Here is a 24,821-nt window from a genome sequence, read left to right as displayed (position 1 = left end):
AAAAATCCGTGTTACCCCGCCTGCGTGCGGGCGTCCCGGTGGCGGTAGTACGCGGCCTCGGAGGGCGCGAGCGGCTCCTTGCCGAGGATGAGGTCGGCCGCCTTCTCCGCGATCATCATCACCGGTGCATAGATGTTTCCGTTGGTGACATAGGGCATCACCGACGCGTCGACGACACGCAGCCCCTCGACGCCGTGCACACGCAGGCTGGCGGGGTCCACGACGGCCATCTCGTCGGTGCCCATCTTGCAGGTGCAAGAGGGGTGCAGGGCCGTCTCGCCGTCCTTGGCGACCCAGGCGAGGATCTCCTCGTCGCTCTCGACGGACGGTCCGGGCGAGATCTCCCCGCCGTTGTAGGGGGCGAGGGCGGGCTGGTTGAGCAGCCTGCGCGCGACCCGGATCGCCTCGACCCACTCGCGGCGGTCCTGCTCGGTGGACAGGTAGTTGAAGCGCAGCGCCGGGTGCTCCTGCGGGTCCCTGCTCTTGATCTTCACGGACCCGAGGGCGTCGGAGTACATGGGTCCCACGTGCACCTGGTAACCGTGTCCGCCGGCGGGCACGGAGCCGTCGTAGCGGACCGCGATGGGCAGGAAGTGGAACATCAGGTTGGGGTAGTCCACGTCGTCGTTGCTGCGGGCGAAGCCGCCGGCCTCGAAGTGGTTGGTCGCTGCGGGGCCCTTGCGGAAGAGCCACTGCAGGCCGATGAAGGGGGCACGCCACTTCGCGAGGTACGGCTGCATGGAGACGGGCTGCTTGCAGGCGTACTGGATGTACACCTCCAGGTGGTCCTGCATGTTCTCGCCGACGCCCGGCAGGTCGTGGACGACGTCGATGCCGAGCGCGCGCAGTTCCCCGGCGTTGCCCACGCCGGACAGCTGGAGCAGCTGCGGGGAGTTGATCGCGCCACCGCAGAGGATGACCTCCTTGGCACGCACCTGCTGCGGCGCGCCCTTGCCGCGCCGGTACTCGACCCCGACCGCCCGCTTGCCCTCGAACAGGACGCGGGTGACGAGGGCGCGGGTCGTGACCGTGAGGTTGGGGCGTTTGCGGACGGGCTTCAGATAGGCCTTCGAGGCCGACAGGCGGCGTCCGCGGTGGACGTTGCGGTCGAACTTGGCGAAGCCCTCCTGCCGGTAGCCGTTGACGTCGTCCGTGGGGGCGTATCCGGCCTCCTCGGTGGCCTTCTGGAAGGCGGTGAAGAGCGGGTTGGTGGCGGGGCCGCGTTCCAGGACGAGGGGGCCGTCGTGGCCGCGGAACTCGTCGTCGGGGTCGGCCGCGAGACAGTTCTCCATGCGCTTGAAGTACGGCAGACAGTGCGCGTAGTCCCAGGTCTCCATGCCGGGATCGGCGGCCCAACGCTCGTAGTCCAGGGGGTTTCCGCGCTGGAAGATCATGCCGTTGATGCTGCTCGAGCCGCCCAGCACCTTGCCGCGGGCGTGGTAGACGCGCCGGCCGCCCATGTGCGGCTCGGGTTCGGACTCGTACTTCCAGTCGTAGAAGCGGCTGCCGATCGGGTAGGTCAGCGCTGCGGGCATGTGGATGAAGACGTCCCACGGGTAGTCGGGCCGGCCGGCCTCCAGGACCAGCACCCGGTTGCCCGGGTCGGCGGAGAGCCGGTTGGCCAGTGCGCTGCCGGCCGATCCACCGCCGACGATGACGAAGTCGTACTGCTGAGGAGCCATGATGCCTCGTCTCGCTCGCGCCGTAGATATGCGCGGCATGGTAGTACGGGTAGCGTCATACGCACCAGGTTGCGCGCCACGCAACCTCCACGACACATGGCGGAGGGCGGCCGGGCCGACGGCCGCTTGTCGAACTGGCTGCCGGCCTCGGCACCGACGTGGCAGGTGTCGTGGACCCGGTCGGTGAGCGGGTGACTGGTCGAACGGGCGCGGGCCGTCGCCCCGGACGGGATTGACGCGGTGGTCGACATGTCCGGCCGGGGCGAGATCCCGGACTCGATCGAGCGCGCGGAAGGTCCGGACCGGGTCCTGACCATCGCGGCGTTCGATGCCGCGGGCACCGGCATCAAGATCCGTCGCGGTCACGAAGACCACAACGGGCGCGACGGCGGCGGGCATCGGTTCAACCGATGCCCGCCGCCGTGTGCGTCCCGCCCACGCCGCTCACTCGTCGTCCGGGAACTCGCCCGCGAACGCGCCCGCCATCCGCAGCCAGGGCTCCGCCTCGTCCTGGCGCCCCTGACGTTGCAGGGTGCGTCCCAGCATCAGGTGGGCGTAGTGCTCCACCGGATCGCGCTCGACGATCACACGCAACTGGTCCTCGGCGCGCTTCAGTTGTGCGGAGTGGTAGTAGGCGCGGGCCAGCAGCAGCCGGGGACCGGTCTGTTCCGGTGCCTCCTCGACGACGACGGCGAGGAGCTTCGCGGCACCGCTGTAGTCCCGCGCCTCGAACAGCAGCCCAGCACGCTCCCAGCGCTCGAGGGTGGTCTCCTCGTGCGGCACTCCGACGCCGTTGTCGAAGAGATGCAGCGCGCTGGCCCAGCGGTCGGGCGCCACCCCGTCGGTGGCCGGGTACGCGTTGACGTTTTCGGTCATGATTCCTCCCTCTCCTCTCCCGGCCGCGTCCTCACGCGGACGGGAGTGCGGCGGTGTGTGGTGCGAACGGCACGTCGGTCTCGACGAATTCGCCCACCCCCGGCGCCCGTCCGCGGTCTCAGACCGCTTGCTCGGCGGTCCGCGCGCTCTCGGCGTCGCGGGCGGCGAGCAGGGAGGCGTGGGTGGGGGCGTCGGGCACTCCGGCCGGCCGCACCGCCGCGAACTCCTTGCGCAGCACCGGGACGACCTCCTCGCCGAGCAGGTCGATCTGCTCCAGTGCCGTCGTCAGCGGGATGCCGCCGCCGTCCACCACGAACAGCTGGCGCTGGTAGTCACCGGCGTACTCGCGGAAGGAGAGCGTCTTCTCGATGACCTGCTCGGGCGTACCGACGGTCAGCGGGGTCTGCTCCATGTACTCCTCCATCGAGACGCCGCCGCCCATCACCGGCGAGTGGTCGAAGAACGGGCGGAACTCCCGTACGGCGTCCTGGGAGTTGTGCCGCATGTAGACGTGCCCGCCGAGACCGACGATCGCCTGCTCGGGCGTGCCGTGGCCGTAGTGGGCGTACCGCTGCCGGTAGAGGTCGATCAGCTTCCCGGTGTGCTCCTTCGGCCAGAAGATGTTGTTGTGGAAGAAGCCGTCGCCGTAGTACGCGGCCTGCTCGGCTATCTCCGGGGAGCGGATGGAGCCGTGCCAGACGAACGGCGGTACGCCGTCCAGCGGGCGTGGCGTGGAGGTGAAGCCCTGCAACGGCGTGCGGAACTTCCCCTCCCAGTCGACGACGTCCTCGCGCCACAGCCGGCGCAGCAACGCGTAGTTCTCGACCGCGAGGCCGATGCCGTCGCGGATGTCTTTGCCGAACCACGGATAGACCGGGCCGGTGTTGCCGCGGCCCATCATCAGGTCGACGCGCCCGTCGGCCAGGTGCTGGAGCATCGCGTAGTCCTCGGCGATCTTCACCGGGTCGTTGGTGGTGATCAGCGTGGTGGACGTGGAGAGGATGATCCGCTCGGTGCGCGCGGCGATGTGGGCGAGCAGGGTCGTCGGCGACGAGGGCACGAACGGCCGGTTGTGGTGCTCACCGGTCGCGAACACGTCGAGTCCGACTTCCTCGGCCTTCCGCGCGATCGCGGTCATCGCCTTGATCCGCTCGTGCTCGGTGGGCGTACGACCCGTGTGCGGGTCGGTGGCCACGTCACCGACGGTGAAGATGCCGAACTGCATCGTCCTCACCCTTCCTGGTGGTTGATGCATCAACTGTATGCCTGCAACACACCCCCGCACCCGGCTATTCCGCGCCCTCGGCACCGCCGGCTCAGGATGACCGGTGCCACCGGGTCGGCCAGGTCAGCGGCGCGGGGGGTTGCCGCGCGGCGTGATGACGGCGTTGGGCAGGGCCGGGGCGGGCAGGCGGCTTCCGGGGTGGCCCTCGACCTCGCCGAACCGGTCGGAGCCCGCCTGCCAGTCCTCCCGCGCCTTGACGATGTCCTCGTGGCTGCGGCCGATGAAGTTCCACCACATGACGATCTCCTCCTCGAAGGGAGGACCCCCGAGCAGGATCGTGCGCGCGGGACCGTCCGAGTCGTTCACCACCGTCACGGTGTCGGTACCCCAGGGGATGTAACCGAGTTCGGCCGGGCGCAGCGCGGTGTCGAGCAGGCGGACGTCCCCGCTGTCGACGAGGAGGCCGTGCTCGAAGGCGGTGTCCACGGCGAGCACGACCGAGGCGCCCGGGTCGAGGATGATCTCGGCACCGAGCAGGGGGGTGAAGGTCCGCACCGGGGAGGTGCTGCCGGCGAGCGAGCCCAGGAAGACTTTGATCTCGGCGCCGTCGATCCGCACCGGCTCGGGCACATGGTGCTGGAAGTCGCGAGCGGTGTCACGGTGCTCCTCGGGCAGCGCCACCCACAGCTGAACGCCGTGGATGACGGTGGTGCCCGGTGTGGAGACCTCCGAGTGGGCGATGCCGTACCCGCCGGTCATGAGGTTCATCTCGCCGGGCCGGACGAACGCGTGGGTCCCCAGGGTGTCGCGGTGCTCGATCTCCCCGCTGAACAGCCAGCTCACGGTCTGCAGGCCGGTGTGCGGATGCGGGGGCACGTCCATGCCCGTCCCGGTGGCGTCGACGGGACCGTAGTGATCGGCGAAGCACCAGGCCCCGATCAGGGTTCGCGCCCGCTGCGGCAGCGTCCGGCGCACGAGCAGCGCACGCGGCCCGCCCAGCGGCACCTCCCGCGCCGACAGCACATCGACTCGGCTTTCCGCGTTGCTCACCGGGACCACCTCTCACCCATTCTTGTTGCTACATCAACTACCATGCCACGAAGATCAGGCCGATGACTACAGTGCGCGAACCTCTGACGTGCGGTCGCGGGCGGCCACAAGGAGGAACGCAGTGAGCGAGCAGGTCCGTGCATCCGCACCGCGCAGGATCTTCATCGACAAGCAGAGCCCCAAGGCCTTCCACGCCCTGGTGCAGACCTCCGAGGCGGTGAGCGCGGCGGCCGCCGCGGCAGGGCTTGAACGCACCACCGTGGAGCTGATCAACATCCGCGTGTCCCAGCTGAACCGCTGCGCCTACTGCCTCGATCTGCATACCGGGAAGGCCCTGCGCGCCGGCGAGTCACCGCAGCGGCTGGGGGTTCTGGCGGCTTGGCAGGACACCGAGGTGTTCACCCCTGTGGAGCGTGCGGCGCTCGGGCTCGCCGAGGCGACGACCGACCCGACGAACGCCGACGCTCAGGCCTCCGCCTACGAGGCCGCCCGCGCGATCCTCAGCGAGGACCAGATCTCCGCCGCGATCTGGGTGGCGATCACCATCGGCGCGTTCAACCGCGTGTCGGTCATGAGCAAGCATCCGGTGCAGGCGCCTCGCCCGGCCCGGGTCACACCACAGCTTGATTGACGGGTCATCCATGATTTCCCAGCGCGCCCGACCAGGACGGGGCTCACGCCGTCAACGCACCGGCACCGCGAGGTACTGGTACTCCAGGAACTCGTCGATCCCGACCCGGCCGCCCTCGCGGCCCAGCCCGGACTGCTTGACGCCGCCGAAGGGCGCGGCCGGGTTGGAGACGAGGCCGGTGTTGAGGCCGACCATGCCGACCTCCAGGCGTTCGCTGACGCGCAGGGCGCGGTCGAGGCCCTCGGTGAAGAGATAGCCGACCAGACCCCAGGGGGTGTCGTTGGCTCGCCGGATCACCTCGTCCTCGTCGGCGAAGGTGAGGATCGCGGCGACGGGACCGAAGATCTCCGTGTCCATGAGGCGGCTCTCGGGGGACACGTCCGTGAGCACGGTCGGCGGGTAGAAGCAGCCCGGACCCTCCGGCGTACGGCCACCGACGAGGACTCGGGCCCCGCGCTCCACCGCGTCGGCGACCAGGGCCTCCACCTTGCCCCGCCCTGTCCTGTCGATCAGCGGTCCGACGTCGACGCCGTCCCGGTTGCCGGGGCCCACGACGAGCGCGCCCATGCGCTCGGCCAGGCGCCGCCCGAACTCCTCCGCCACCGAGTGGTGGACGAAGAACCGGTTGGCGGCGGTGCACGCCTCGCCCATGTTGCGCATCTTGGCGAGCAGCGCGCCGTCGACGGCCTTGTCCAGGTCGGCGTCCTCGAAGACGATGAACGGCGCGTTGCCGCCCAGCTCCATCGAGGTCCGTACGACCGCCTCCGCGCTCTGGGCCAGCAGCAGCCGCCCGACTGCGGTGGAGCCGGTGAAGGAGAGTTTGCGCATCCGCCCGCCGCGCAGGAGCGGTTCGCACACCTCCCCCGCACGGGAGGTGGTGACGACGTTCAGCACGCCGTCCGGCAGCCCGGCCTCCTTCAGGATCGCGGCGAGGGCCAGGCTGGAGAGCGGCGTCTGCGGGGCCGGCTTGAGCACCATCGTGCAACCGGCGGCGATCGCCGGGCCGATCTTGCGGGTGCCCATGGCCAGGGGGAAGTTCCACGGGGTGATCAGCAGACAGGGGCCGACCGGCCGGCGCGAGAGCAGCATGCGGTTGCGGCCGTCCGGCAGGATGCCGGCACCGCCGTCGATACGGACGGCCTCCTCCGAGAACCAGCGGAAGAACTCCGCCGCGTACGCCACCTCTCCCCTGGCCTCGGCCAGCGGCTTGCCCATCTCGGCCGTCATCAGGTGGGCCAGCTCGTCGGTGCGCTCGAGGATGATCTCGTAGGCGCGCCGCAGGATCTCACTGCGGGCCCGAGGTGCCGTACGGGCCCACTCCTGCTGTGCCTGGACGGCCGCCTCCTCCGCGAGCCGGGCGTCCTTGGGGCCGGCGTCGGCGACATGGGCGATGGTCTCGCCGGTCGCGGGGTCGTCGACGGGCATGGTGACGCCGTCCTCGGCGTCCACCCAGGAACCGCCGATGAACAACTGCGTGGGCGTGTCGGTCATGAGGTCTCTCCTCGTCGAGCGGCTGGATCGGCGGCGGGGTCGAGCAGTTCGGCCAGGTGCAGAGCGTGGATTCCCAGGTCACCGGCGAGATGGTCGATTTGGGTGGCGCAGCTGAAGCCGTCGGCCACGACGACGGCCCACCGGACCTCGCCGAGGGCGTCAAGGCGAGGCTTCAGCGCCAGGTCGGCGACGGCCGTCGAGGTGTCGTAGTGCTGCTCCTCGAAGCCGAGGTTCCCGGCGAGGCCGCAGCGGTCCTCGCCTCGTCGACCTTCCCCGCGCCCAGCCTGCGCAGCAGGTCGGCCGGGCGGCTGCACTGGAAGGTCGCGCAACGCGTGGCAGTGGGTCTGCATGACGTACTGGCCTGGGGCCCGGGCCGGTCTCCACCCGCAGTCCGGGAGCCGTCCCGGCCAGCCGAGCGGTCAGCCGCACCACGCTGTCGTTCATCGTGCCGACGCTCCCGAGGTGCCGGCCTCCACGGCGGTCGCCCACGCCTGAAGTCCGTCGTCCACCGCCGCCTCGTCGATCACGAGCGCCGGGATCATCCGCACGACCTGGTTCCAGGCACCGCACAACAACAGCAGCAGGCCCTCGTCGACCGCGGCGCGCTGCACGCGGGCGGCGGTCTCGGGGTCCGGGCTGCCGTCCTCGGTGACGAATTCGCTGGCCAGCATCAGCCCGAGGCCGCGTACGTCCCCGATGGCCGGGGTCCGGTCGGCGACCGCCTCCAAGCCCTGCCGCAGCCGCGCTCCCATCGCCTCGGCGTTCTCGACGAGCTTCTCGTCCCGTACGACGTCGAGGGTCGCGCAGGCCGCCGCGCACGCCACCGCGTTGGCGCCGTAGGTGCCGCCCTGCGAGCCCGGCCATGCCTTGGTCATCAGCTCCTCGGAGGCGGCGATGCCGGACAGCGGGAAGCCGCTGGCCAGGCCCTTTGCGGTGACCAGGATGTCGGGGGTGACGCCGAAGTGGTCGTGTCCCCAGAAGCGGCCGGTGCGGCCGACGCCGGTCTGCACCTCGTCCAGTATGAGCAGGAACCCGTGGCGGTCCGCGCGCTCCCGCAGGCCCTCAAGGAAAGCGCGGGTCGCGGGGACGTAGCCGCCCTCGCCGAGCACCGGCTCGACGATGATCGCCGCCGTGTCGGCGGGCGACGAGATCGTCTGCAGCGTGTAGTCCAACTCCTGGAGCGCGAACCGGGTCGCCGCCTCCTCGTCCCAGCCGTAGCGGTAGGCCGACGGGAAGGGCGTGACGACCACCCCGCTCATCAGCGGGGAGAAACCGGACCGGAAGCGGGTGCCGGAGGTCGTCATGGCGGCGGCGGCGACGGTCCGGCCGTGGAAACCGCCGTGGCAGACCAGGATGTTCGGGCGGCCGGTGGCCTGCCGGGCCAGCCGCAGCGCCGCCTCCACGGCCTCGCTGCCGGAGTTGGTGAAGAAGAGACTGTCCAATCCGGTCGGCAGCACCTCGCCGAGCTTGTCGACCAGTTGCCGCAGCGGCCGGTGCATGACCGTCGTGTACTGACCGTGGATCAGCGTGCCCACCTGCTCCTGCGCCGCCGCCACGACCTTCGGGTGGCAGTGTCCGGTGCTGGTGACGCCGATCCCGGCGGTGAAGTCGAGGTAGCGGCGGCCGTCCTCGCCGTAGAGGTGGACGCCCTCGCCCCGGGCCGCCACGACGGGCGTGGCCTGGCGAAGGTGCGGCGACAGTGCGGTCATGGTCGTCTCCCGGCGTGGGTCGTCGGACGGGTGCGGTCCTCCGAGCATCCCGGGGTGTCCGAGCGGCGACAACGCCTGATCTGTCCAGTGGGGACGCGGAGTTCGGACGATGTGTCAGGCGGCGCGGGCAGCGGCCCGCCAGCAGGGGTTCGGTGCCCCGCACGGGACGGCTCCTGCGCAGTCAGCCTGGCTTGTCACGGTGTCCGGGCGGGCAGGGAGGCACTATGGGCGAGAACGGTGTCACCTTCCGGCAGCCGGACCCGGACGACCGGGGCTCCGCCAGGGCCGGCCGGCCGCTCACCGTGGCGGACGTTCTGGCCCTGCCCGTCCTGGCCATGGGGCAGCCGCAGGTCGTGACCGGTGTGACCCGGCTCGACCGACCGGTGCGCTGGGTCCACATCACCGAGCTGACCGACCCGGCGTCCTTCCTCAAGGGCGGCGAACTGGTCCTGACCACCGGTATGCCCCTGCCCGAGGATCCGACCGGAGTACGCCGGTACGTGGACGAACTCGCCGGCGTCGGAGCCGCGGCCCTGGTCATCGAGCTCGTACGCCGCTACCACCGCCCGCCCGACGCGCTCGTCCAGGCCTGCCGGGCCCGCGACCTGCCTCTCGTCACGCTCGCCAAGGACGTCAACTTCCTGGAGGTCACCCAGGTCGTCCACACGCTGCTCCTCGGTCACCAGACGGGCGCGATGCGCCGGACCCAGCGGATCCACGAGGCGTTCACCGGCCTGACGCTGCGCGGCGCGGGACCCGAGGACGTGGTGCGGGCGGCGGCGGAGATGAGCGGCCGCACGGTCGTGCTCGAGAACCTGGTGCACCAGGCGCTGATCTGCGACGCCTCCGGCAGCACGGTCGAACAGGCGCTCACCGAATGGGAACAGCGCTCCAGAGCCGTCCCGTCCCGCGACCGCACAGAAGTGTGCGGTCCTGAGGGCTGGCTCGTGGCCCCCGTGGAGTACCAGGGCGAACGCTGGGGCCGCGTGACCATGCTTCCGGACACCTCTGGCGGGCCGGCAGGCTTCGCCCCCGAGGACGTCACCGTACTGGAGCGGACGGCGATGGCCCTGACCATCGCCCATCTCATCCATGCCACGACCTGGGAACGCGCCGCGCACCGGAACGTCCTGCGCGACCTCGCCGAACAGCGCCACCACTCCCCCGAGGACGCCCGCGCCCGCGTCGCCGCGCTGGGGCTGCCCACCGAGGGCGGATTCGTCGCGGTGCTGGTGGACCTGCGGAGGAGAGACGACAGCCCCGAGCCGGAGTCCCTCCTGGACCGGGAACTGCGGACCGCGGGCGTGCCCGCACTCGTCGGCGCGCTGGCCCCCGGGCGGCTCGGCGCGCTGCTGGCCCTGCGTCACTCACCGTCCTGGCGGCCCACCGTCGAGCGGCTCAGCCGGGCCGCACTCGGCCTGAACCCCGACGCGGTCGTGAGCATCGGTGCCGAGGTCGCGGACCTCTACGACGCCCCCCGCTCCTTCCGCGAGGCCGAACGGGTGGCCGAGTCCGCCCTGCCCGGGCTTGCCCTGCCCGACGGCAGGTCCTTCCACGAGCTGTCCGACATCGGCCTGCGCCGACTGCTGTACGCGCTCCGCGAGGACATCCGCGTCCAGGACTACGCCGAGCGGCAGCTCGGCCGTCTCGTCGACCACGACACGCGGCACGGCACGGACCTGCTGACGACCCTGCGCCACTACCTCGACGCGGCCGGCAACAAGACCACCGCCGCCCGCCTCGGCAACCTCTCCCGGGAAACCGTCTACCAGCGCCTTCGTGCCATCGAGCGCATCCTCCACCGCGACCTCGAATCCGGCGAACAGCGCACCGAACTGCACGTGGCGCTGGCGGCACTTGATGTTCTGCGTGCCCCTCGCTGAAGGCCCGGATCAACCAACACAACACCTGCACACCCGCTACCAGGCAAAAGACACTGGTCAGGGTCCCGAGGGTAAACAGGTCGTTCCGTACTCCCCGTATAGTTGCGTTGTGAGCAACTACAACCCGGATAACGAAACGACAGGGTCGTCGAGCGGCGGGGTGCAGTCCGTCGACCGGGCCATTCACGTGATGGAGATCCTCGCCCAGCGCGGCGAGGCCGGCGTCAGCGAGGTGGCCGCCGAGATCGACGTTCACAAGTCCACGGCGTTCCGGCTCCTCGGTGCCCTGGAAGCGCGCGGCCTGGTGGAACAGGCGGGTGAGCGCGGCAAGTACCGTCTGGGTTTCGGCATCGTGCGCCTGGCCGGCGCGGTCACCGGACGCATCGATATCACCCAGCAGAGCCGCCCGGTCTGCGAGGACCTGGCGGAGGAGATCGGCGAGACCGTGAACCTCGCCGTGATGCAGGAGCGTTACGCGGTCAACCTCTACCAGGTGCGCGGCCCGGGTGCCGTCACCGCGCAGAACTGGGTCGGCCAGCTGACCCCGTTGCACGCCACGTCGAGCGGCAAGATCCTGCTGGCCCACCTGCCCGCCGAGGAGCGCGCGGCGCTGCTGACCGAGACCGGCCTGAAGAAGGTCACCCCGCGCACCATCACCGCGAAGACGAAGCTCGAGAAGAACCTCGCCGAGGCCCGGGAGCGCGGTTACGCCTGGGCCCTGGAGGAGTTGGAGCTCGGCCTGCACGCCATGGCCGCGCCGGTCCGCGACCGGGACGGCGAGGTCATCGCGGCGCTCAGTGCCTCAGGGCCCGCGTACCGGCTCTCCGAGGAGCGGCTCCACGAGCTCGCCCCGGTGCTGGTCAAGGGCGCCGAGGAGATCAGCCACCGCATGGGTTACCTGGGCTGAGCCCCGTTACCCGGGCTGACCCCCAGCCGGGCCTGGACCCAGTCGTGGAACTCGCCGATGTGGTGCTCGCTGGGCACCAGGACGCCGCCCTTGGCGTACAGCCGTGAGCTCATCCCGGGCTGCGTGCGCTCGCACGCGTCGAAGTCCTGCCGGTTGACCCGGTCGAAGAGCTCCACCGACCGGCTGACGTCCTTGCCGCTCTCCACGACATGCGGGAGATACAGCCAGTCGCACTCGACGATCGTGCGGTCGGCGGCGACCGGGTACATCCGGTGGAAGATCACATGGTCGGGCACGAGGTTGATGAACACCTGCGGCCGGACGGTGATCGCGTAGTAGCGGCGGTCCTGGTCCTCGGAGACTCCGGGAATCCGGTCCAGCCCCTCCGAGCCGTCGACGGTGAAGCCTCTGACGTCCTCGCCGAACTCCGCGCCGTGGCCCACGTAGTACTGGGCCGCGTAGCCGTCGGCGAACTCCGGTAGCACCTCGGTGAGTTCGGGGTGGATCGTCGCGCAGTGGTAGCACTCCATGAAGTTCTCGACGATGAGTTTCCAGTTCGCCTTGACGTCATAGACGATCCGCCGGCCGACCTCCAGTCCCCCGATGTCGTAGTGCTCGATCGACTCGGCGTCGCCCAGGCGCGCGATCACGTCCTGGACGACCTCGTCGAAGGGCGGCGGGTCCTCCGCGAGGCACACCCACACATAGCCCAGCCATTCGCGCACCGCCACGCTCGCCAGGCCGTACTCGGTACGGCCCACGTCCGGCATCTTCGTCAGGTTCGGCGCGGCGACGAGCTTGCCCGTCAGGTCGTACGTCCAGGCGTGGTACGGGCATTGGAAGGCTCGCTTGACCTCGCCGGACTCCTCGGTGCACAGCTTGGCGCCGCGGTGCCGGCAGACGTTGAAGTAGGCGCGGATCGAGTTGTCCCGGGCCCGCGTGACGAGGATGCTCTCGCGGCCCACCTCGACCGTCCTGAAGGCACCGGGTTTGGGCAGGTCGAGGGCGCGGACGGCGCAGAACCACATCGCTTCGAAGATGCGCTCCTGCTCCTGGGCGAAGATCCCGGGATCCGTGTAGGAGGCGCCGGGGAGGGTGGCGATCAGACTGTCCGGCAGGCTGGTCGAGGTCACAGTGCACTCCTCGGGGAACGTCGTGGACCGGTGATGCACGCCGGGCCGAGCGGACGGCGTTCTGTACGGGTGACAGCGGCGGTGCTGTCAGGCCGCGGCGGCGAGCTGCTTGCGCCAGCGCATGAAGAGCCGCGGCTGGTTCATCCCGAGCACGGCGACCGGATGCCCGGAACGCCGGTAGACGGCCAGGACGTTGCGGTCGTCCCGGGCGCCTTCCTCGATCGTCACGCTGTCGGCACCGGCGGCGTGACCGGCGAACTGGATCTTCACGCCGTACTGGTCCGACCAGAAGTACGGCGGCCTCGGCGCGCTCGGTTCCACCGCACCGCCCGCCAGCAGTGCGGTCACGGCGGCGTCGGGCCGCTCCCGGGCGCCGGTCCAGTGCTCGACCCGGCGGTGCAGGCCCGCGCGCGGGTCGTACCAGGAGGCGCAGTCACCGACCGCGACCACACCGGCCAGGCTGGTGCGGCCGTCGGCGCCGCACCTGACGCCGTCGTCGAGCTCGATGCCGGAGCCCGCGAGCCAGTCGACGCACGGGCGGGCACCGACCCCCACCACCACGATGTCGGCGGGGACGCTGCGGCCGTCCTCCAGCAGGACGGCGTCGACGTGGCTCTCGCCGCCCAGTCCCTTGACGCCCACCCCGCACAACAGCCGTACGCCGTGGTCCGCGTGGAGGGCGGAGACGATGGTGCCCATGGTCTCGCCGAGCGGTCCGGCCAGCGGGGTCGGGGCCGCTTCCACCACGGTCACGTCGAGCCCGAGGGCGTACGCGGTGGAGGCGACCTCGGCGCCGATGAAGCCACCGCCGATGACCACCAGCCGCCCCCCGAGGGCCAGTTCGTCGCGCAGGGCGCGGGCGTCGTCCAGGGTGCGCAGGGTGTGCACCCCGGCCAGGCCGTCGGTGCCGGGCAGGGTCCGGGCGGCGGCGCCGGTCGCTATGACGACGCCGTCCGCCCGTACCTCGCTGCCGTCGGCGAGCCGTACGGCGCGCTGCGGGGCGTCGAGACCGACGGCGCGGACACCGAGCAGCCACTCCACTCGCAGGTCCTCGTCGTCGGGCTCCAGGGAGAGATCGGCCTCGGCGAGGGAGCCGGCCAGGAACTCCTTGGACAACGGGGGCCTGTCGTACGGGCGGTGGTGTTCGTCGCCGATGACGACGAGCCGCCCGTCGTAGCCCTGTTTGCGCAGCGAGCGCGCCGCCGACAGACCGGCGAGCGAGGCGCCGACCACGGCGACCGTCCTCACGCGGGTCCGCCGGCGAGCCGGGCCGCGACGCAGGGCGGCAGGTTGGGCGCGTCCAGGGACAGCTGGACGTAGATCATGCCGTCCTCGACGTGGACCTCGTGGGTGCGGACCGGGCGCTTGGCCGGCGGGGCGTCGACGGCGCCGGTCCGCAGGTCGAACTTCGAGGCGTGCAGCGGGCATTCGACCTCGCAGCCCTCCAGCCAGCCGTCGGCGAGCGAGGCGTCCTGATGGGTGCAGGTGTCGTCGATGGCGAAGACCTCGCCGTCGTCGGTGTGGAACACCGAGACCGGCGGATCGATGTCGAGCCGGTAGGCCTCGCCTCGGGGAAGGTCCACGAGACGGCACGCGGGAATCATCATGACACCTCGGTGCGTATAGCGAAACGGATTGCGTTGAACGCAACGTCAGTTTGAGGGCGCCCACAAACCCTTGTCAAGGCGTCCAGAGGGCGCACATGCACTTTGCTCAACGTTGCCTTGTGCGCAACATGGTGCGCGATAGGAAACGTATGACGCCTGCCCCTCACAGCACCACCACGGACCGCAGCACCTCACCGCGGTGCATCTTCTCGAACGCCTTCTCCACGTCCCCGAGGTCGACGGTCTCGGAGACGAAGGCGTCCAGGTCGAAGCGTCCGCCCAGGTAGAGGTCGATGAGGGCGGGGAAGTCGCGGGAGGGCAGACAGTCGCCGTACCAGCTGGACCTCAGCGCGCCGCCCCGCCCGAAGACGTCGAGCAGCGGCAGCTCGAGTTTCATCTCCGGGGTCGGCACACCGACCAGGACGACGGTGCCGGCGAGGTCGCGGGCGTAGAAGGCCTGCTCGTACGTCTCGGGGCGGCCGACCGCCTCCACGACCACGTCGGCGCCGAAGCCGCCGGTCAGTTCGCGCACCGCCGCCACGACGTCCGCCGTGGAGCCGTCGACGGTGTGGGTGGCGCCCATCCGCGTGGCCCGCTCCAGCTTGCGCGGGTCGACGTCGACGGCGATGACCTTGGTCGCGCCGGCGAGCCGCGCCCCCACGACCGCGGCCATGCCGACCCCGCCGCAGCCGATGACGGCGACGGAGTCCCCGCGGCCGACGGCGCCGGTGTTCACGGCCGCGCCGAAGCCCGCCATGACACCGCAGCCGAGGAGTCCCGCGGCGGCCGCCGGGGCCGCCGGGTCCACCTTGGTGCACTGCCCCGCGGCGACCAGGGTCTTCTCCGCGAACGCGCCGATGCCGAGGGCGGGCGTGAGCGGAGTGCCGTCGAGCAGCGTCATCCGCTGGGTCGCGTTGTGGGTCGCGAAGCAGTACCACGGCCTGCCCTTCGCGCAGGCCCGGCAGGTACCGCAGACCGCGCGCCAGTTGAGGATGACGAAGTCACCCGGCTCGACGCCGGTGACGCCCTCGCCGACGGCTTCGACGCGGCCGGCCGCCTCGTGCCCGAGAAGGAAGGGGAAGTCGTCGCCGATCCCGCCCTCCCGGTAGTGGAGATCGGTGTGGCAGACGCCGCACGCCTCGACCTTCACCAGCGCCTCGCCCGGCCCCGGATCGGGCACCACGATCGTCTCGACGGAGACCGGGTCGCCCTTCACCCGGGCGACGACAGCACGAACCTCATGAGCCATGGGTCACTCCTCCGACAGACCTGCTGGGGGTTGCCTCATCCGATACACGCATCACCATGCGCAACTGAGCATCGGGGAGGGCGAGCCATGGGTCAAGAGGTCGGCTGCGGCCGGATCGCCACGGCGCGCAGCGGTCAAGAAGGCATGCGGTCCCGTACATCCATGCGGACCCACGCCTTTCTCGCGTCGCACCGGGTCTAGTCGGCCCAGGCACCCTCCAGCAGGGCCCCGAATGTGGCGGGCTCGCGTCCGATCAGCTCGGCGAGCGTCGAGTCGATGGCAGCGAACTCGCCATGACGCGCCGCCGCGAAGATGCTCAGCATCAGGTCGGCGATCGGGGCCGGGGCGCCGTGCGCCAGGGCCTGCTCGCGGAAGGCTCCGTCGGGGACGACGGTGCGGGTGAAGGGCCGTCCGGTGGCCTGGGACGCGATCTCGGCGACGGTGTCGAAGTCGAGTGCCGCCGTGCCGGTGAGCGGCGGGGTGGGCCCTTCGAAGCGACCCTCCTCGGCGAGGATCGCGGCGGTGGCGTCGGCGAGGTCGTCATGTCCGGTCCAGGCGACGGGGCCGTCGGCGGGGAGGGCGATGTCGCCGGTGTGGCGGGCGGACTCCAGGAACTGCAAGGCGCTGGCCGCGTAGAAGCCGTTGCGCAGCGCGGTCCAGGGCAGGCCGGTGGCGCGCAGCAGATCCTCGGTCCGGGCGTGGTCGCGGCAGGACTGGAAGCGGGAGTCGTGGGCGGCACCCATCTGGCTGGTGTAGAGGATGCGGCCGACACCGGCCTTCACGGCGGCGTCGATGGCGGTGCGATGGCCGGTGACGCACTCCTCGCCGACGCGGTCGAGGGAAACGAGGAGCAACTGCTCGGCCCCCTCGAAGGCATGCACGAGCGAGGCGGGATCGTCGAAGCTGCCCGGCCGGACCCGGACGCCGCGGTCGGCGAAGTCCTGGGCCTTGCGGGGATCGCGGACGCTGACGCCGACGCGGTCGGCGGGAACACGCTCCAGAAGGCGTTCGACGGTACGACGGCCGAGCTTTCCCGTGGCTCCGGTCACGATGATCATGATGTCTCCCGACGCTGTTTCCAGTGGAATCACTTTCACGCTAACACTGGAATATCGACGGAAACAAATCCTCGATATCATCGGTCTCATGGCTATCCGCGACACCACCGACAGCCCCCGTCGCCGCATCGTCGAGGCGGCCGTCGAGCTACTGGAGAGCGGCGGTGCGGACGCGGTGAGCACGCGCGCGGTCGCCGCCGCGGCCGGCATGCAGCCGCCGGCGATCTACCGCCTCTTCGGCGACAAGGAAGGGCTCCTCGAGGCCGTCGCGGAGCACGGCTACGCGCAGTTCCTGGAGGGCAAGCGCGCGCTGCTCGATCCCGAACCGCAGGACGCGGTGGAGGACCTGCGCCGCGGCTGGGACATGGTGGTGGAGTTCGGGATCTCCCGCCCCGAACTGTTCGCGGTGATGGTCGGGGCCACCGGCCGGGGGGCGGACATGGCACATCGCGCGGGCTTGGAGATCCTCTACGGCCGGGTGCGCCGGTTGGCGGCCGGGGGGTGGTTGCGGGTCGACGAGGAGCTGGCCGCCCAGATCATCCAGGCCACCGGCCGCGGCGCGGTCACCACCTGGCACTCCACCCCGGCGGAACGCCGCAATCCAGCGCTGCTGACCGTCCTCCGCGAGGCCATGGTCGCCGCCGTCACCCGCGCCGAACCGACGGTGCCCCCGGCGGAGTCCGGCCCGGCCGCGGCGGCCCGCGCGCTGCGCGCCGCTCTCCCCGACGACGCCGATGTCCTGAGCGACGCCGAGCAACACCTGCTCCGCGAGTGGCTCACCCGCCTGGCAGCGGACGGTGGCGCTCCGCAGGCCTGATCGCATGCCAGGGCCCTCGTGCAGGTCAGACCTCGTCGACCACCCCGGCTCCGCCGTGACCCCCGTCATTCCCCCACGTACGCCGCCAGATGCTCCGCCGTGATCGTCGACCCGGTGGCGATCAGCTCCCCCGGTGTCCCCTCGAACACGATCCGCCCGCCGTCGTGGCCCGCGCCCGGGCCGAGGTCGATGATCCAGTCGGCGTGGGCCATGACCGCCTGGTGGTGCTCGACGACGATGACGGACTTGCCGGAGTCGACGAGCCGGTCGAGGAGGCCGAGCAACTGCTCGACGTCGGCGAGGTGAAGGCCGGTCGTCGGCTCGTCGAGGATGTACACCCCGCCCTTGTCCCCCATGTGGGTCGCCAGCTTCAGCCGCTGCCGCTCACCGCCGGACAGCGTGGTGAGCGGCTGGCCGAGGGTGAGATAGCCGAGCCCGACGTCGGAGAGGCGCTCAAGGATCTTGTGCGCGGCCGGCGTGCGCGCCTCACCGGCCCCGAAGAACTCCTCGGCCTCCGTCACCGGCATCGCGAGCACCTCGCTGATGTCCCGCCCGCCGAGGTGGTACTCGAGGACCGACGCCTGGAACCGCTTCCCCTCGCACTCCTCGCAGGTGGTGGCGACCCCGGCCATCATCGCGAGGTCGGTGTAGACGACCCCGGCCCCGTTGCAGGTGGGGCACGCCCCCTCGGAGTTGGCGCTGAACAGCGCCGGCTTCACGCCGTTGGCCTTCGCGAACGCCTTGCGGACCGGTTCGAGCAGTCCGGTGTACGTCGCCGGGTTGCTGCGTCTGGACCCGCGGATGGCGCCCTGGTCGACGGACACAACCCCTTCCGTGACCGGGATCGACCCGTGCACCAGCGAGCTTTTGCCGGACCCGGCGACCCCGGTGATCACGGTCAGTACCCCGAGCGGGATGTCGACGTCGACATCCTGGAGGTTGTGCGTGCTCGCACCGCGGATCTCCAGCGCGCCGGTCGCCTTGCGGACCGTGTCCTTGAGACCGGCCCGGTCGTCGAAGTGCCGCCCGGTGACGGTGTCGCTGGTCCGCAGCCCCTCGACGGTGCCCTCGAAGCAGACCGAACCGCCCGCCGTACCGGCCCCCGGGCCGAGGTCGACGACATGGTCGGCGATCGCGATCGTCTCCGGCTTGTGCTCCACGACCAGCACCGTGTTGCCCTTGTCCCGCAGGCGCAGCAGCAGGTTGTTCATGCGCTGGATGTCATGGGGGTGCAGCCCGATGGTCGGCTCGTCGAAGACGTAGGTGACATCGGTGAGCGAGGACCCGAGATGCCGGATCATCTTGGTGCGCTGCGCCTCGCCGCCGGACAGCGTGCCCGAGGACCGGTCGAGGGAGAGATAGCCGAGCCCGATCTCCACGAACGAGTCGAGGGTCTCCCCCAGCGCCGTCAGCAGCGGCCCGACCGACGGCTCGTCCAGGGCCCGCACCCACTCGGCGAGGTCGCTGATCTGCATCGCGCAGGCGTCCGCGATGCTGATCCCCTTGATCTTCGAGGACCGGGCGCCCTCGCTCAGCCGGGTGCCCTCGCACTCGGGACAGACCATGAAGGTGATCGCACGGTCCACGAACTCGCGGATGTGCGGCTGCATCGACTCGCGGTCCTTGGCGAGCATCGACTTCTGGATCCGCGGGACGAGACCCTCGTAGGTCATGTTGATGCCCGCGATCTTCATCCGGGTCGGCTCGCGGTACAGGAAGTCCTGGAGCTCCCGCTTGGTGAACCTCCGGATCGGCTTGTCCGCGTCGAAGAAGCCGGACTCGCTGTAGAGGCGGTAGTTCCAGCCGCCGGCCTTGTAGCCCGGGATGGTCATCGCGCCCTCGGCGAGCGACTTGGAGTCGTCGTAGAGCTGGGTGAGGTCGATGTCGTTGACCGTGCCCCGGCCCTCGCAGCGCGGGCACATGCCGCCGACGATGCTGAAGCTGCGGCGCTCCTTCACGGTCTGTCCGCCGCGCTCCATGGTCACCGCGCCCGCCCCGCTGATCGAGGCGACGTTGAAGGAGAACGCCTTGGGCGAGCCGATGTGCGGGGTCCCGAGTCTGCTGAACAGGATCCGCAGCATCGCGTTGGTGTCGGTGACGGTGCCCACGGTGGAGCGCGGGTCGCCGCCGAGGCGCTGCTGGTCGACGGTGATGGCGGTGGTCAGGCCGTCGAGGACGTCCACGTCGGGCCGCGCCAGGGTGGGCATGAAGCCCTGCACGAAGGCGCTGTACGTCTCGTTGATCATCCGCTGCGACTCGGCGGCGATGGTGTCGAACACCAGCGAGCTCTTGCCGGAGCCGGAGACTCCGGTGAAGACCGTGAGCCGGCGCTTCGGGATCTCGATGCTGACGTCCTTGAGGTTGTTCTCGCGTGCCCCGTGCACGCGGATCAGGTCATGGCTGTCGGCAGCGTGCTGCGCGCCCGTCCTCGTGGCCTTGCTCATGGTGACGTGTCCTCCCGTTTCGGCAGCTTCGAACACTACGACGACGCGCACGCCTCAGCGCAGCTCCTGGACGCGGATCATGTTGCCCGCGGGATCGAGGAAGGCACAGTCCCGCATGCCGTACGGCTGCTCGATCGGCTCCTGGATCACCTCCGCACGGGCCTGGAGCCGCTCGAAGACGGAATCGAGGTCGGGGGTGGCGAGCAGGAGCTCGGGGTCGTCGCCCGCCGGGTGCAGCACCACCGAGGTCTCGGCCTGCCCCGCCGGTCCGACCGTGATCCGGCGCATCCCGTCGCGGCCCACGTCACCGCGGACCTCGAAGCCCAGCACGTCCCGGTAGAAGGCCAGGGACGCCTCCGGGTCGTCGTGCGGGAGGAAGCTCGCCCGAATCGTGATGTCCATGGCCGTCACGCTAACCACGGCCCGCGGCCCGCGCTTCTCGGATCCTGACCGGTCTCAGCGCACCAGACCCGCGATGTGCGCCGTGACCGTGTCGAGGATGTCCGCCCAGGCGGCCGCGTCACCGAGGACGAGGTAGTTCAGGGTGAGCCCGTCGGTCATGGCCGCGAGATAGCGGGCCAGCACGGAGACGGGCACCCGCAGCTCCAGATCCATGCCCTTGCGCAGCTGCTCGATGAGCTCGGCGTAGGCCTCGCCGTACAGCTCGTACTGGCGCCTGGCGAGATGCTCGAATCCCGGCTCGCGCAGGGCGTACTGGGTGAGTTCATAGGTGAGCATGTGCGCCTCGGGGTGGGCGCGGACATGGTCCCAGTACGCCCGGAACCCGGCGGCGACGGTCTCCTCCAGCGTGTCCCGAGGGCGCAGCGCCTCCTTGACCACGGTGACGGAGTGGTCGGTGAGGGTCGTGATCACCGCCTCGATCAGGGCCTGCTTGGAGTCGAAGCAGTAGTGGAAGACGCTGAGGGACACGCCGGCCTCGGCGGCGATGGACCGGGTCGTCGTCTTCGCGACGCCGTCCCGGGCCATCGCCCTGATCGCCGCTTCCGTCAGCTGTCTGCGCCGCTCCGCCGACGGCATGCGTGCCATGCGTATCCCCCGCTGTCGAAGAGTCAGCCGCTGTGGACGCCGACCTCGTTGAGCGAGTATCCCCAGTCGGTGCCGCGGTCGAGGCCATGGACGCGCACGTAACGGGCCGGAGTTCCGGTGAACTTGGCGGTGTCCAGGCCGCCGTCCCCGGAGGTGGTCGACCAGACGGTCTGCCAGTTCGCCCCGTCGGTGGACAGCTCGATCCGGTACGACGTCCCGTACGCCCGCTCCCAGTCGAGCGTGACCTTGGAGACCCGGTTCGTGGAGCCCAGGTCGACCTGCCACCACTGGTCGTCGCTCCAGTCGCTCGCCCAGCGGCTGGAGTCGTCGCCGTCCACGGCCCGCCCCGGCTGATAGCTGGTGAACGGGTTGGACTCGGACGAACTGGCCGTGGCCGTCCTCCCGTTGGCGAGGTCGACGGACGCCTGGTGCTGCTCGGCGGCGCCCCAGGTGTCGAGGTAGGACTCGGCGCCCCGGAAGAGGTCGTCCACCACACCCTGGCCGCCGACGAGCCGGATGTCCTCGATCCAGTCCGGGATCATGCCGACATGGGCGGCCCCGTCGGTGTTGAGGTCGAAGGTGCGCTGCCCGGACGTCTGCTTGTCGATGACCGAGCCGCCGTCGACGCTCTTGAAGGGGTACGTCACCTTGTTCGCGGCGTTGGCTCCGCGCGGTGCGGGGTGGTCGCCGATGCCGTTGAAGTCGGTGCCGAATCCGTAGCCCACGCCGTACTTGTCGCGCAGCGCGTCGGTGCGCTTGGCCTCCGCGGCGAACCCTTCGGAGCCGTGCATGTACTGGGCGACGAAGCCGCCGAGCGAGTAGACCCGCTCGGTCCAGTTGAGGTCCATCCAGCTGTGCGAGGAGAGCACGCCGGGGTAGTTCGCTGCCTCGAAGATGTCGAGGACCTGGCCGGTGGCCTTGACGCTCATGTGGTCGATCTCGAGCATCATCTTGCGTTTCATCATGCCGCGCACGGCGTACTCACCGAGATCGGTGAGCCCTCGGACGTTGCACTGCGCGGCCTTGTCGTACTCCGGGACCTCGGTGCCGGCCGGCAGGTCGTCCTCCGCCTCGGAGGCCGCCGTACCGATGGGGTTGTCGTGCTGCGGTCCCTTGCAGGTCTCGGTCTTCCAGAAGGTGCCGGTGGACAGGAACTGCCCGACGTTGATGGCGGTTCCGAGGCCGCCCTCGTCGAAGCGGACACCGCACAGGGCGTTGTCGAACTTGTGGCACAGGAACATGGAGCGCACGCCGAGGCCGTACAGCTCGTCGAGGCCCTTGTCGATGTCCGCCTTGCTGCACTGCCCGATGTCGAGGATCTGCTTGCAGCCGAACGGCTCGGAGGTCTCCACACCGAGCACGACCGCCAACTTGCCCTGCTGGATGACCTGTCGGGCCTGCGCGCTGTCGGTGACGATCCGGAACCAGCCCTTGCCGGTGCCGCCGTACATCGTGTCGATGAAGGCCTGGAGGTCGTACGTCATTTTGGCCTGCAGGCGGATCGAGGTCATCTCGTCACAACTGCGGTCCTTGAACGGGTAGATGGAGCAGATCATCCCGTTGGTGACGAGGTCGTTGACCAGCACCCGCTGACCACCGCGCCAGGCCCGCTCCACCCAGGCGTAGTAGTTCGCCTGATGGGTCATCGAGTCGTACGCCGGCCAGTCCTTGAAGGTCGGCCAGCCGGTCGGGTCGTGCTTGCCGTCGCCGCCGTGGGTGATGTAGTCGAAGAGCGCGAGGGAGCCGTCGGGGTAGTGCTCGGGGCAGTCCTTGAGCGCGTCGGCGACTCCGGCCTCGGAGAACACCTTGCCGCAGATCAGCCGGCCGCCGAAGGCCTCGTTGGAGAAGAGGTGGTTGTGGGCGTCGATGAACCCCTTGACCTCGCCGGCGGAGTTGGTGCCGGTGAAGGGCGCTCCGGTGACGTTGACCTGGGCGTCGGGGGTGGGCCTGGCCGTCGGGGTCCACCAGTCGGTGGCCGCCGAACTCGGCGTGGGGCCCAGGATCGTGGCCAGCACCAGGAAGAGCAGGGCGGTGATGGTGATGTTCTTGCGTCGGCGGCAGGTGCGTCCGGCCATGGCCCACGTCCCTCGGTCGGCGGGAGGCGCCGTCGACCGAGGGCGTTTTGACTGCCCTTGGGATTGTCATGACCGGCGCAAGATATGCGTCGAGGATCGCGACTGAGCACGTTCCGAGTCAAGAGTCCGGGACAGTTGACCTGATACCTGGGGTCCATCAACCGTTCACGCAGGCCGCCCCGTTGAGAGTGAAAGCGGCCGGCGCGGTGTTCGTGGCGCCCTTGCCGCCGATGAAGCCGACGGTCACCGAACCCCCGGCGGGGATGGTGTTGGTGTAGGAGGCCGGAGTGACGGTCACCGAGCCACCGCTCTGCGCGGCCGTGCCGCCCCACATGTTGGAGACGGTCTGCCCGTCGGCGAACGTGAAGGCGAGCTTCCAGCCGCTGACGGCGGACGTGCCGGTGTTGCGGATGACGATCTCACCCTGGAAACCGCCCTGCCACTCGCCGACCACGCGGTAGCCGACGGAGCAGCTTCCGGCGGGCGTGGTGGCGGTGGTGACGCTCACCGTCGCCGAACGGGCCGACCGGTTCCCGGCCGCGTCACGGGCGTACACGGCGAAGGAGTACGCCGTGTTGGCCGTCAGGCCGGTCACGGTCACCGAGTTCGCCGTCGCGGCCGCGACCTTCGTCTCGGTGCCACCGCTGACCCGCACGACGTCGTACCCGGCGACGCCAACGTTGTCAGTGGACGCCGTCCAGGTCAGGTGGGCGGAGCTCGCCGTCACCGCCGAGGCGGTCGGGGTGCCGGGAGCGGTAGGAGCCTGGGTGTCACCGGAACCGCCGCCGAAGACGGTGGCTTCCTTGGCGGTCTGCGCGATGCCGTTGGCGCCGTTGAAGATGCGCTGGCCCCATGAAGTCATCTGTGCCGGATCGAAGTTGAGCACGAGGTCGAGGATCGGGTCGGTGTTGCCGCTCCAGGACCAGGCCAGGTAACCGATGTCGAGCTGCTCGGCGGTGGCCATCATGGTGTCCTCGTCCGGATCGCCCCACTGGTCGGCGGGACCGCCGAACTCACCGATCACGATGGGCAGTTTGGCGCTCACGAAGGCGTTCAGATAGTCGGTGACCTCCGCCGCGGTGTCGAAGACGCTGTACATATGGATCGAGAAGATCAGGTTGCCGGTGGTGTCGGCGGCGTACACGGACTGGGCGTTGGCGCGCATGACGCCCTGCCAGTCCTGGCCCCAGTTGGGGGCGTCCACCATGATCGTGTGCTCGAAGCCGGCGTTCCTGAGCTTCTGGATCGCGGCGATGGTCGGGGCGGTCCAGCCGGCCGGGTCGGTGTTGCCCCAGGGCTCGTTGCCGATGTTGATGACGATGTAGTTCTCCTGGCCGGCGAGCACGTTCTTCAGGCCGATCCAGTAGTCGGCGGCCTGGTCGAGGGTGCCGGCCGCGCTGTCCTCGCCGTATCCGGTGGTGTCGTGCACCTCGAGGACGCAGATGAGCCGGTTGGCCTTGCACTGGGCGATGACGTTGGCCACGTCCGAGGCGGTGTTGGCGGTCCAGCGGTGGCCGTCGGCGAGGACCACCCGGACGGTGTTGGCGCCCTGCGCCTTGATGTCGGCCAGCGACCCCAGTTGGTTCGGGTACCAGGTGTGGGCGTGGTTGACGCCACGCATGACGAAGTCGTTGCCGTTGCCTTCGACCAGGCGGCCGTCGCTGATGTGCAGACCGGTGGCCTTGGTGCCGGGCTCCTCGGCGGCCTGGGCGGCGGTCGGGCAGAGGGCACCGAGCACCACCAGGACGACGAGGGCGGCCAGTTTGGCCAGTAACGCGCTCAGGGGGCTCTTTCTTGTTCTTCTCACTGCGGCTCCAGGGATGGGTGAGACAGTCGGAAAGAAGCATGGGAGCGCTCCCATAGAAGCCACTCTGCCAAGTACACGTCAAGACAAGGGACGGAAATGGGCGGTGCCCGTCGGCAACTCGGCGGGCCCA

At 70.2% G+C, this 24,821-nt stretch carries 21 protein-coding genes; 4 read left to right on the top strand and 17 right to left on the bottom strand.

What is annotated here, in order from left to right; translation table 11 throughout:
- Nucleotides 1-11 precede the first annotated feature (11 nt).
- From betA to ACIBJB_RS20310, 4 genes are all read right to left on the bottom strand, one after another.
- Entirely contained in the window at nt 12-1,682 is a 1,671-nt protein-coding gene (gene betA, locus ACIBJB_RS20325; protein WP_398932362.1) for a choline dehydrogenase, read from the bottom strand.
- 444 nt (nt 1,683-2,126) lie between these two features.
- Nucleotides 2,127-2,558 (bottom strand): tetratricopeptide repeat protein, encoded by a 432-nt coding sequence (locus tag ACIBJB_RS20320; protein WP_398932360.1) that lies wholly within the window; start codon nt 2,556-2,558, stop codon nt 2,127-2,129.
- Between the two features lie 118 nt (nt 2,559-2,676).
- A complete protein-coding gene (locus ACIBJB_RS20315; RefSeq protein WP_398932358.1) occupies nt 2,677-3,783 on the bottom strand; it encodes an LLM class flavin-dependent oxidoreductase in 1,107 nt (368 codons plus the stop codon).
- A gap of 123 nt (nt 3,784-3,906) precedes the next feature.
- Nucleotides 3,907-4,833, bottom strand: coding sequence for a pirin family protein (locus ACIBJB_RS20310; RefSeq protein ID WP_398932356.1), 927 nt, complete (start codon nt 4,831-4,833; stop codon nt 3,907-3,909).
- A 121-nt stretch (nt 4,834-4,954) separates the two neighbouring features.
- Between ACIBJB_RS20310 and ACIBJB_RS20305 the strand changes: the two genes are divergently transcribed.
- On the top strand, nt 4,955-5,464 hold the full coding sequence (locus ACIBJB_RS20305; RefSeq protein ID WP_398932354.1) for a carboxymuconolactone decarboxylase family protein: 510 nt from the start codon (nt 4,955-4,957) through the stop codon (nt 5,462-5,464).
- A 51-nt stretch (nt 5,465-5,515) separates the two neighbouring features.
- On the opposite strand, the gene ACIBJB_RS20300 is transcribed toward ACIBJB_RS20305, so the two are convergent.
- The 3 genes from ACIBJB_RS20300 to ACIBJB_RS20290 all read right to left on the bottom strand — a co-directional run bounded on the left by ACIBJB_RS20300 (nt 5,516) and on the right by ACIBJB_RS20290 (nt 8,664).
- Nucleotides 5,516-6,955 carry an NAD-dependent succinate-semialdehyde dehydrogenase gene (locus tag ACIBJB_RS20300; protein ID WP_398932352.1) on the bottom strand — a complete coding sequence of 480 codons (1,440 nt, stop codon included), beginning with the start codon at nt 6,953-6,955 and terminating at the stop codon, nt 5,516-5,518.
- The gene (locus ACIBJB_RS20295; RefSeq protein ID WP_398932350.1) at nt 6,952-7,284 is read right to left on the bottom strand and encodes a hypothetical protein; all 333 of its coding nucleotides are present in this window, start codon (nt 7,282-7,284) and stop codon (nt 6,952-6,954) included. Before ACIBJB_RS20295 ends, ACIBJB_RS20300 begins: the two co-directional genes overlap by 4 nt.
- 111 nt (nt 7,285-7,395) lie before the next feature.
- The gene (locus ACIBJB_RS20290; RefSeq protein WP_398932348.1) at nt 7,396-8,664 is read right to left on the bottom strand and encodes an aspartate aminotransferase family protein; all 1,269 of its coding nucleotides are present in this window, start codon (nt 8,662-8,664) and stop codon (nt 7,396-7,398) included.
- 224 nt (nt 8,665-8,888) lie between these two features.
- Here ACIBJB_RS20290 and ACIBJB_RS20285 point away from each other — a divergent pair, with 224 nt between their 5' ends.
- Both ACIBJB_RS20285 and ACIBJB_RS20280 read left to right on the top strand, forming a co-directional pair.
- Nucleotides 8,889-10,547: a PucR family transcriptional regulator gene (locus tag ACIBJB_RS20285; protein WP_398932346.1), complete on the top strand. Its 1,659-nt coding sequence runs from the start codon at nt 8,889-8,891 to the stop codon at nt 10,545-10,547.
- A 160-nt stretch (nt 10,548-10,707) separates the two neighbouring features.
- Entirely contained in the window at nt 10,708-11,454 is a 747-nt protein-coding gene (locus ACIBJB_RS20280; protein WP_266393963.1) for an IclR family transcriptional regulator, read from the top strand.
- Here ACIBJB_RS20280 and ACIBJB_RS20275 read toward each other — a convergent pair.
- The 5 genes from ACIBJB_RS20275 to ACIBJB_RS20255 form a co-directional block, all read right to left on the bottom strand.
- Nucleotides 11,442-12,587, bottom strand: coding sequence for an aromatic ring-hydroxylating dioxygenase subunit alpha (locus tag ACIBJB_RS20275; RefSeq protein ID WP_398932344.1), 1,146 nt, complete (start codon nt 12,585-12,587; stop codon nt 11,442-11,444). The genes ACIBJB_RS20280 and ACIBJB_RS20275 overlap by 13 nt on opposite strands.
- Before the next feature lie 87 nt (nt 12,588-12,674).
- Nucleotides 12,675-13,835, bottom strand: a complete 1,161-nt coding sequence (locus ACIBJB_RS20270) for an NAD(P)/FAD-dependent oxidoreductase (protein ID WP_398932342.1) — start codon at nt 13,833-13,835, stop codon at nt 12,675-12,677.
- Entirely contained in the window at nt 13,832-14,194 is a 363-nt protein-coding gene (locus ACIBJB_RS20265; protein ID WP_059207582.1) for a bifunctional 3-phenylpropionate/cinnamic acid dioxygenase ferredoxin subunit, read from the bottom strand. Before ACIBJB_RS20265 ends, ACIBJB_RS20270 begins: the two co-directional genes overlap by 4 nt.
- Nucleotides 14,195-14,357: 163 nt before the next feature.
- Complete coding sequence (locus ACIBJB_RS20260) at nt 14,358-15,443, bottom strand: S-(hydroxymethyl)mycothiol dehydrogenase (RefSeq protein WP_398932340.1); 1,086 nt, start codon at nt 15,441-15,443, stop codon at nt 14,358-14,360.
- A 197-nt stretch (nt 15,444-15,640) separates the two neighbouring features.
- On the bottom strand, nt 15,641-16,501 hold the full coding sequence (locus ACIBJB_RS20255) for an SDR family oxidoreductase (protein ID WP_398932338.1): 861 nt from the start codon (nt 16,499-16,501) through the stop codon (nt 15,641-15,643).
- Between the two features lie 88 nt (nt 16,502-16,589).
- On the opposite strand from ACIBJB_RS20255, the gene ACIBJB_RS20250 reads away from it, so the two are divergent.
- Nucleotides 16,590-17,318 (top strand): TetR/AcrR family transcriptional regulator, encoded by a 729-nt coding sequence (locus tag ACIBJB_RS20250; RefSeq protein WP_398932336.1) that lies wholly within the window; start codon nt 16,590-16,592, stop codon nt 17,316-17,318.
- A 65-nt stretch (nt 17,319-17,383) separates the two neighbouring features.
- On the opposite strand, the gene ACIBJB_RS20245 is transcribed toward ACIBJB_RS20250, so the two are convergent.
- From ACIBJB_RS20245 to ACIBJB_RS20225, 5 genes are all read right to left on the bottom strand, one after another.
- Nucleotides 17,384-19,762 (bottom strand): ATP-binding cassette domain-containing protein, encoded by a 2,379-nt coding sequence (locus tag ACIBJB_RS20245; protein ID WP_398932334.1) that lies wholly within the window; start codon nt 19,760-19,762, stop codon nt 17,384-17,386.
- A 54-nt stretch (nt 19,763-19,816) separates the two neighbouring features.
- Nucleotides 19,817-20,164 (bottom strand): VOC family protein, encoded by a 348-nt coding sequence (locus ACIBJB_RS20240; protein WP_398932332.1) that lies wholly within the window; start codon nt 20,162-20,164, stop codon nt 19,817-19,819.
- Nucleotides 20,165-20,218: 54 nt separating this feature from the next.
- Nucleotides 20,219-20,809 (bottom strand): TetR/AcrR family transcriptional regulator, encoded by a 591-nt coding sequence (locus ACIBJB_RS20235; protein ID WP_062047052.1) that lies wholly within the window; start codon nt 20,807-20,809, stop codon nt 20,219-20,221.
- Nucleotides 20,810-20,832: 23 nt separating this feature from the next.
- The gene (locus ACIBJB_RS20230; RefSeq protein WP_398932330.1) at nt 20,833-22,884 is read right to left on the bottom strand and encodes a discoidin domain-containing protein; all 2,052 of its coding nucleotides are present in this window, start codon (nt 22,882-22,884) and stop codon (nt 20,833-20,835) included.
- A gap of 157 nt (nt 22,885-23,041) precedes the next feature.
- Nucleotides 23,042-24,691: a cellulase family glycosylhydrolase gene (locus ACIBJB_RS20225; protein WP_398932328.1), complete on the bottom strand. Its 1,650-nt coding sequence runs from the start codon at nt 24,689-24,691 to the stop codon at nt 23,042-23,044.
- Between the last annotated feature and the right edge of the window lie 130 nt (nt 24,692-24,821).

Origin of the sequence: Streptomyces sp. NPDC050759, from assembly GCF_044456945.1 — a bacterium.
Lineage (GTDB): Bacteria > Actinomycetota > Actinomycetes > Streptomycetales > Streptomycetaceae > Streptomyces.
The sequence above is the reverse complement of the archived record's forward strand: the minus strand, read 5'-3'. Positions and strand labels throughout refer to the sequence as shown.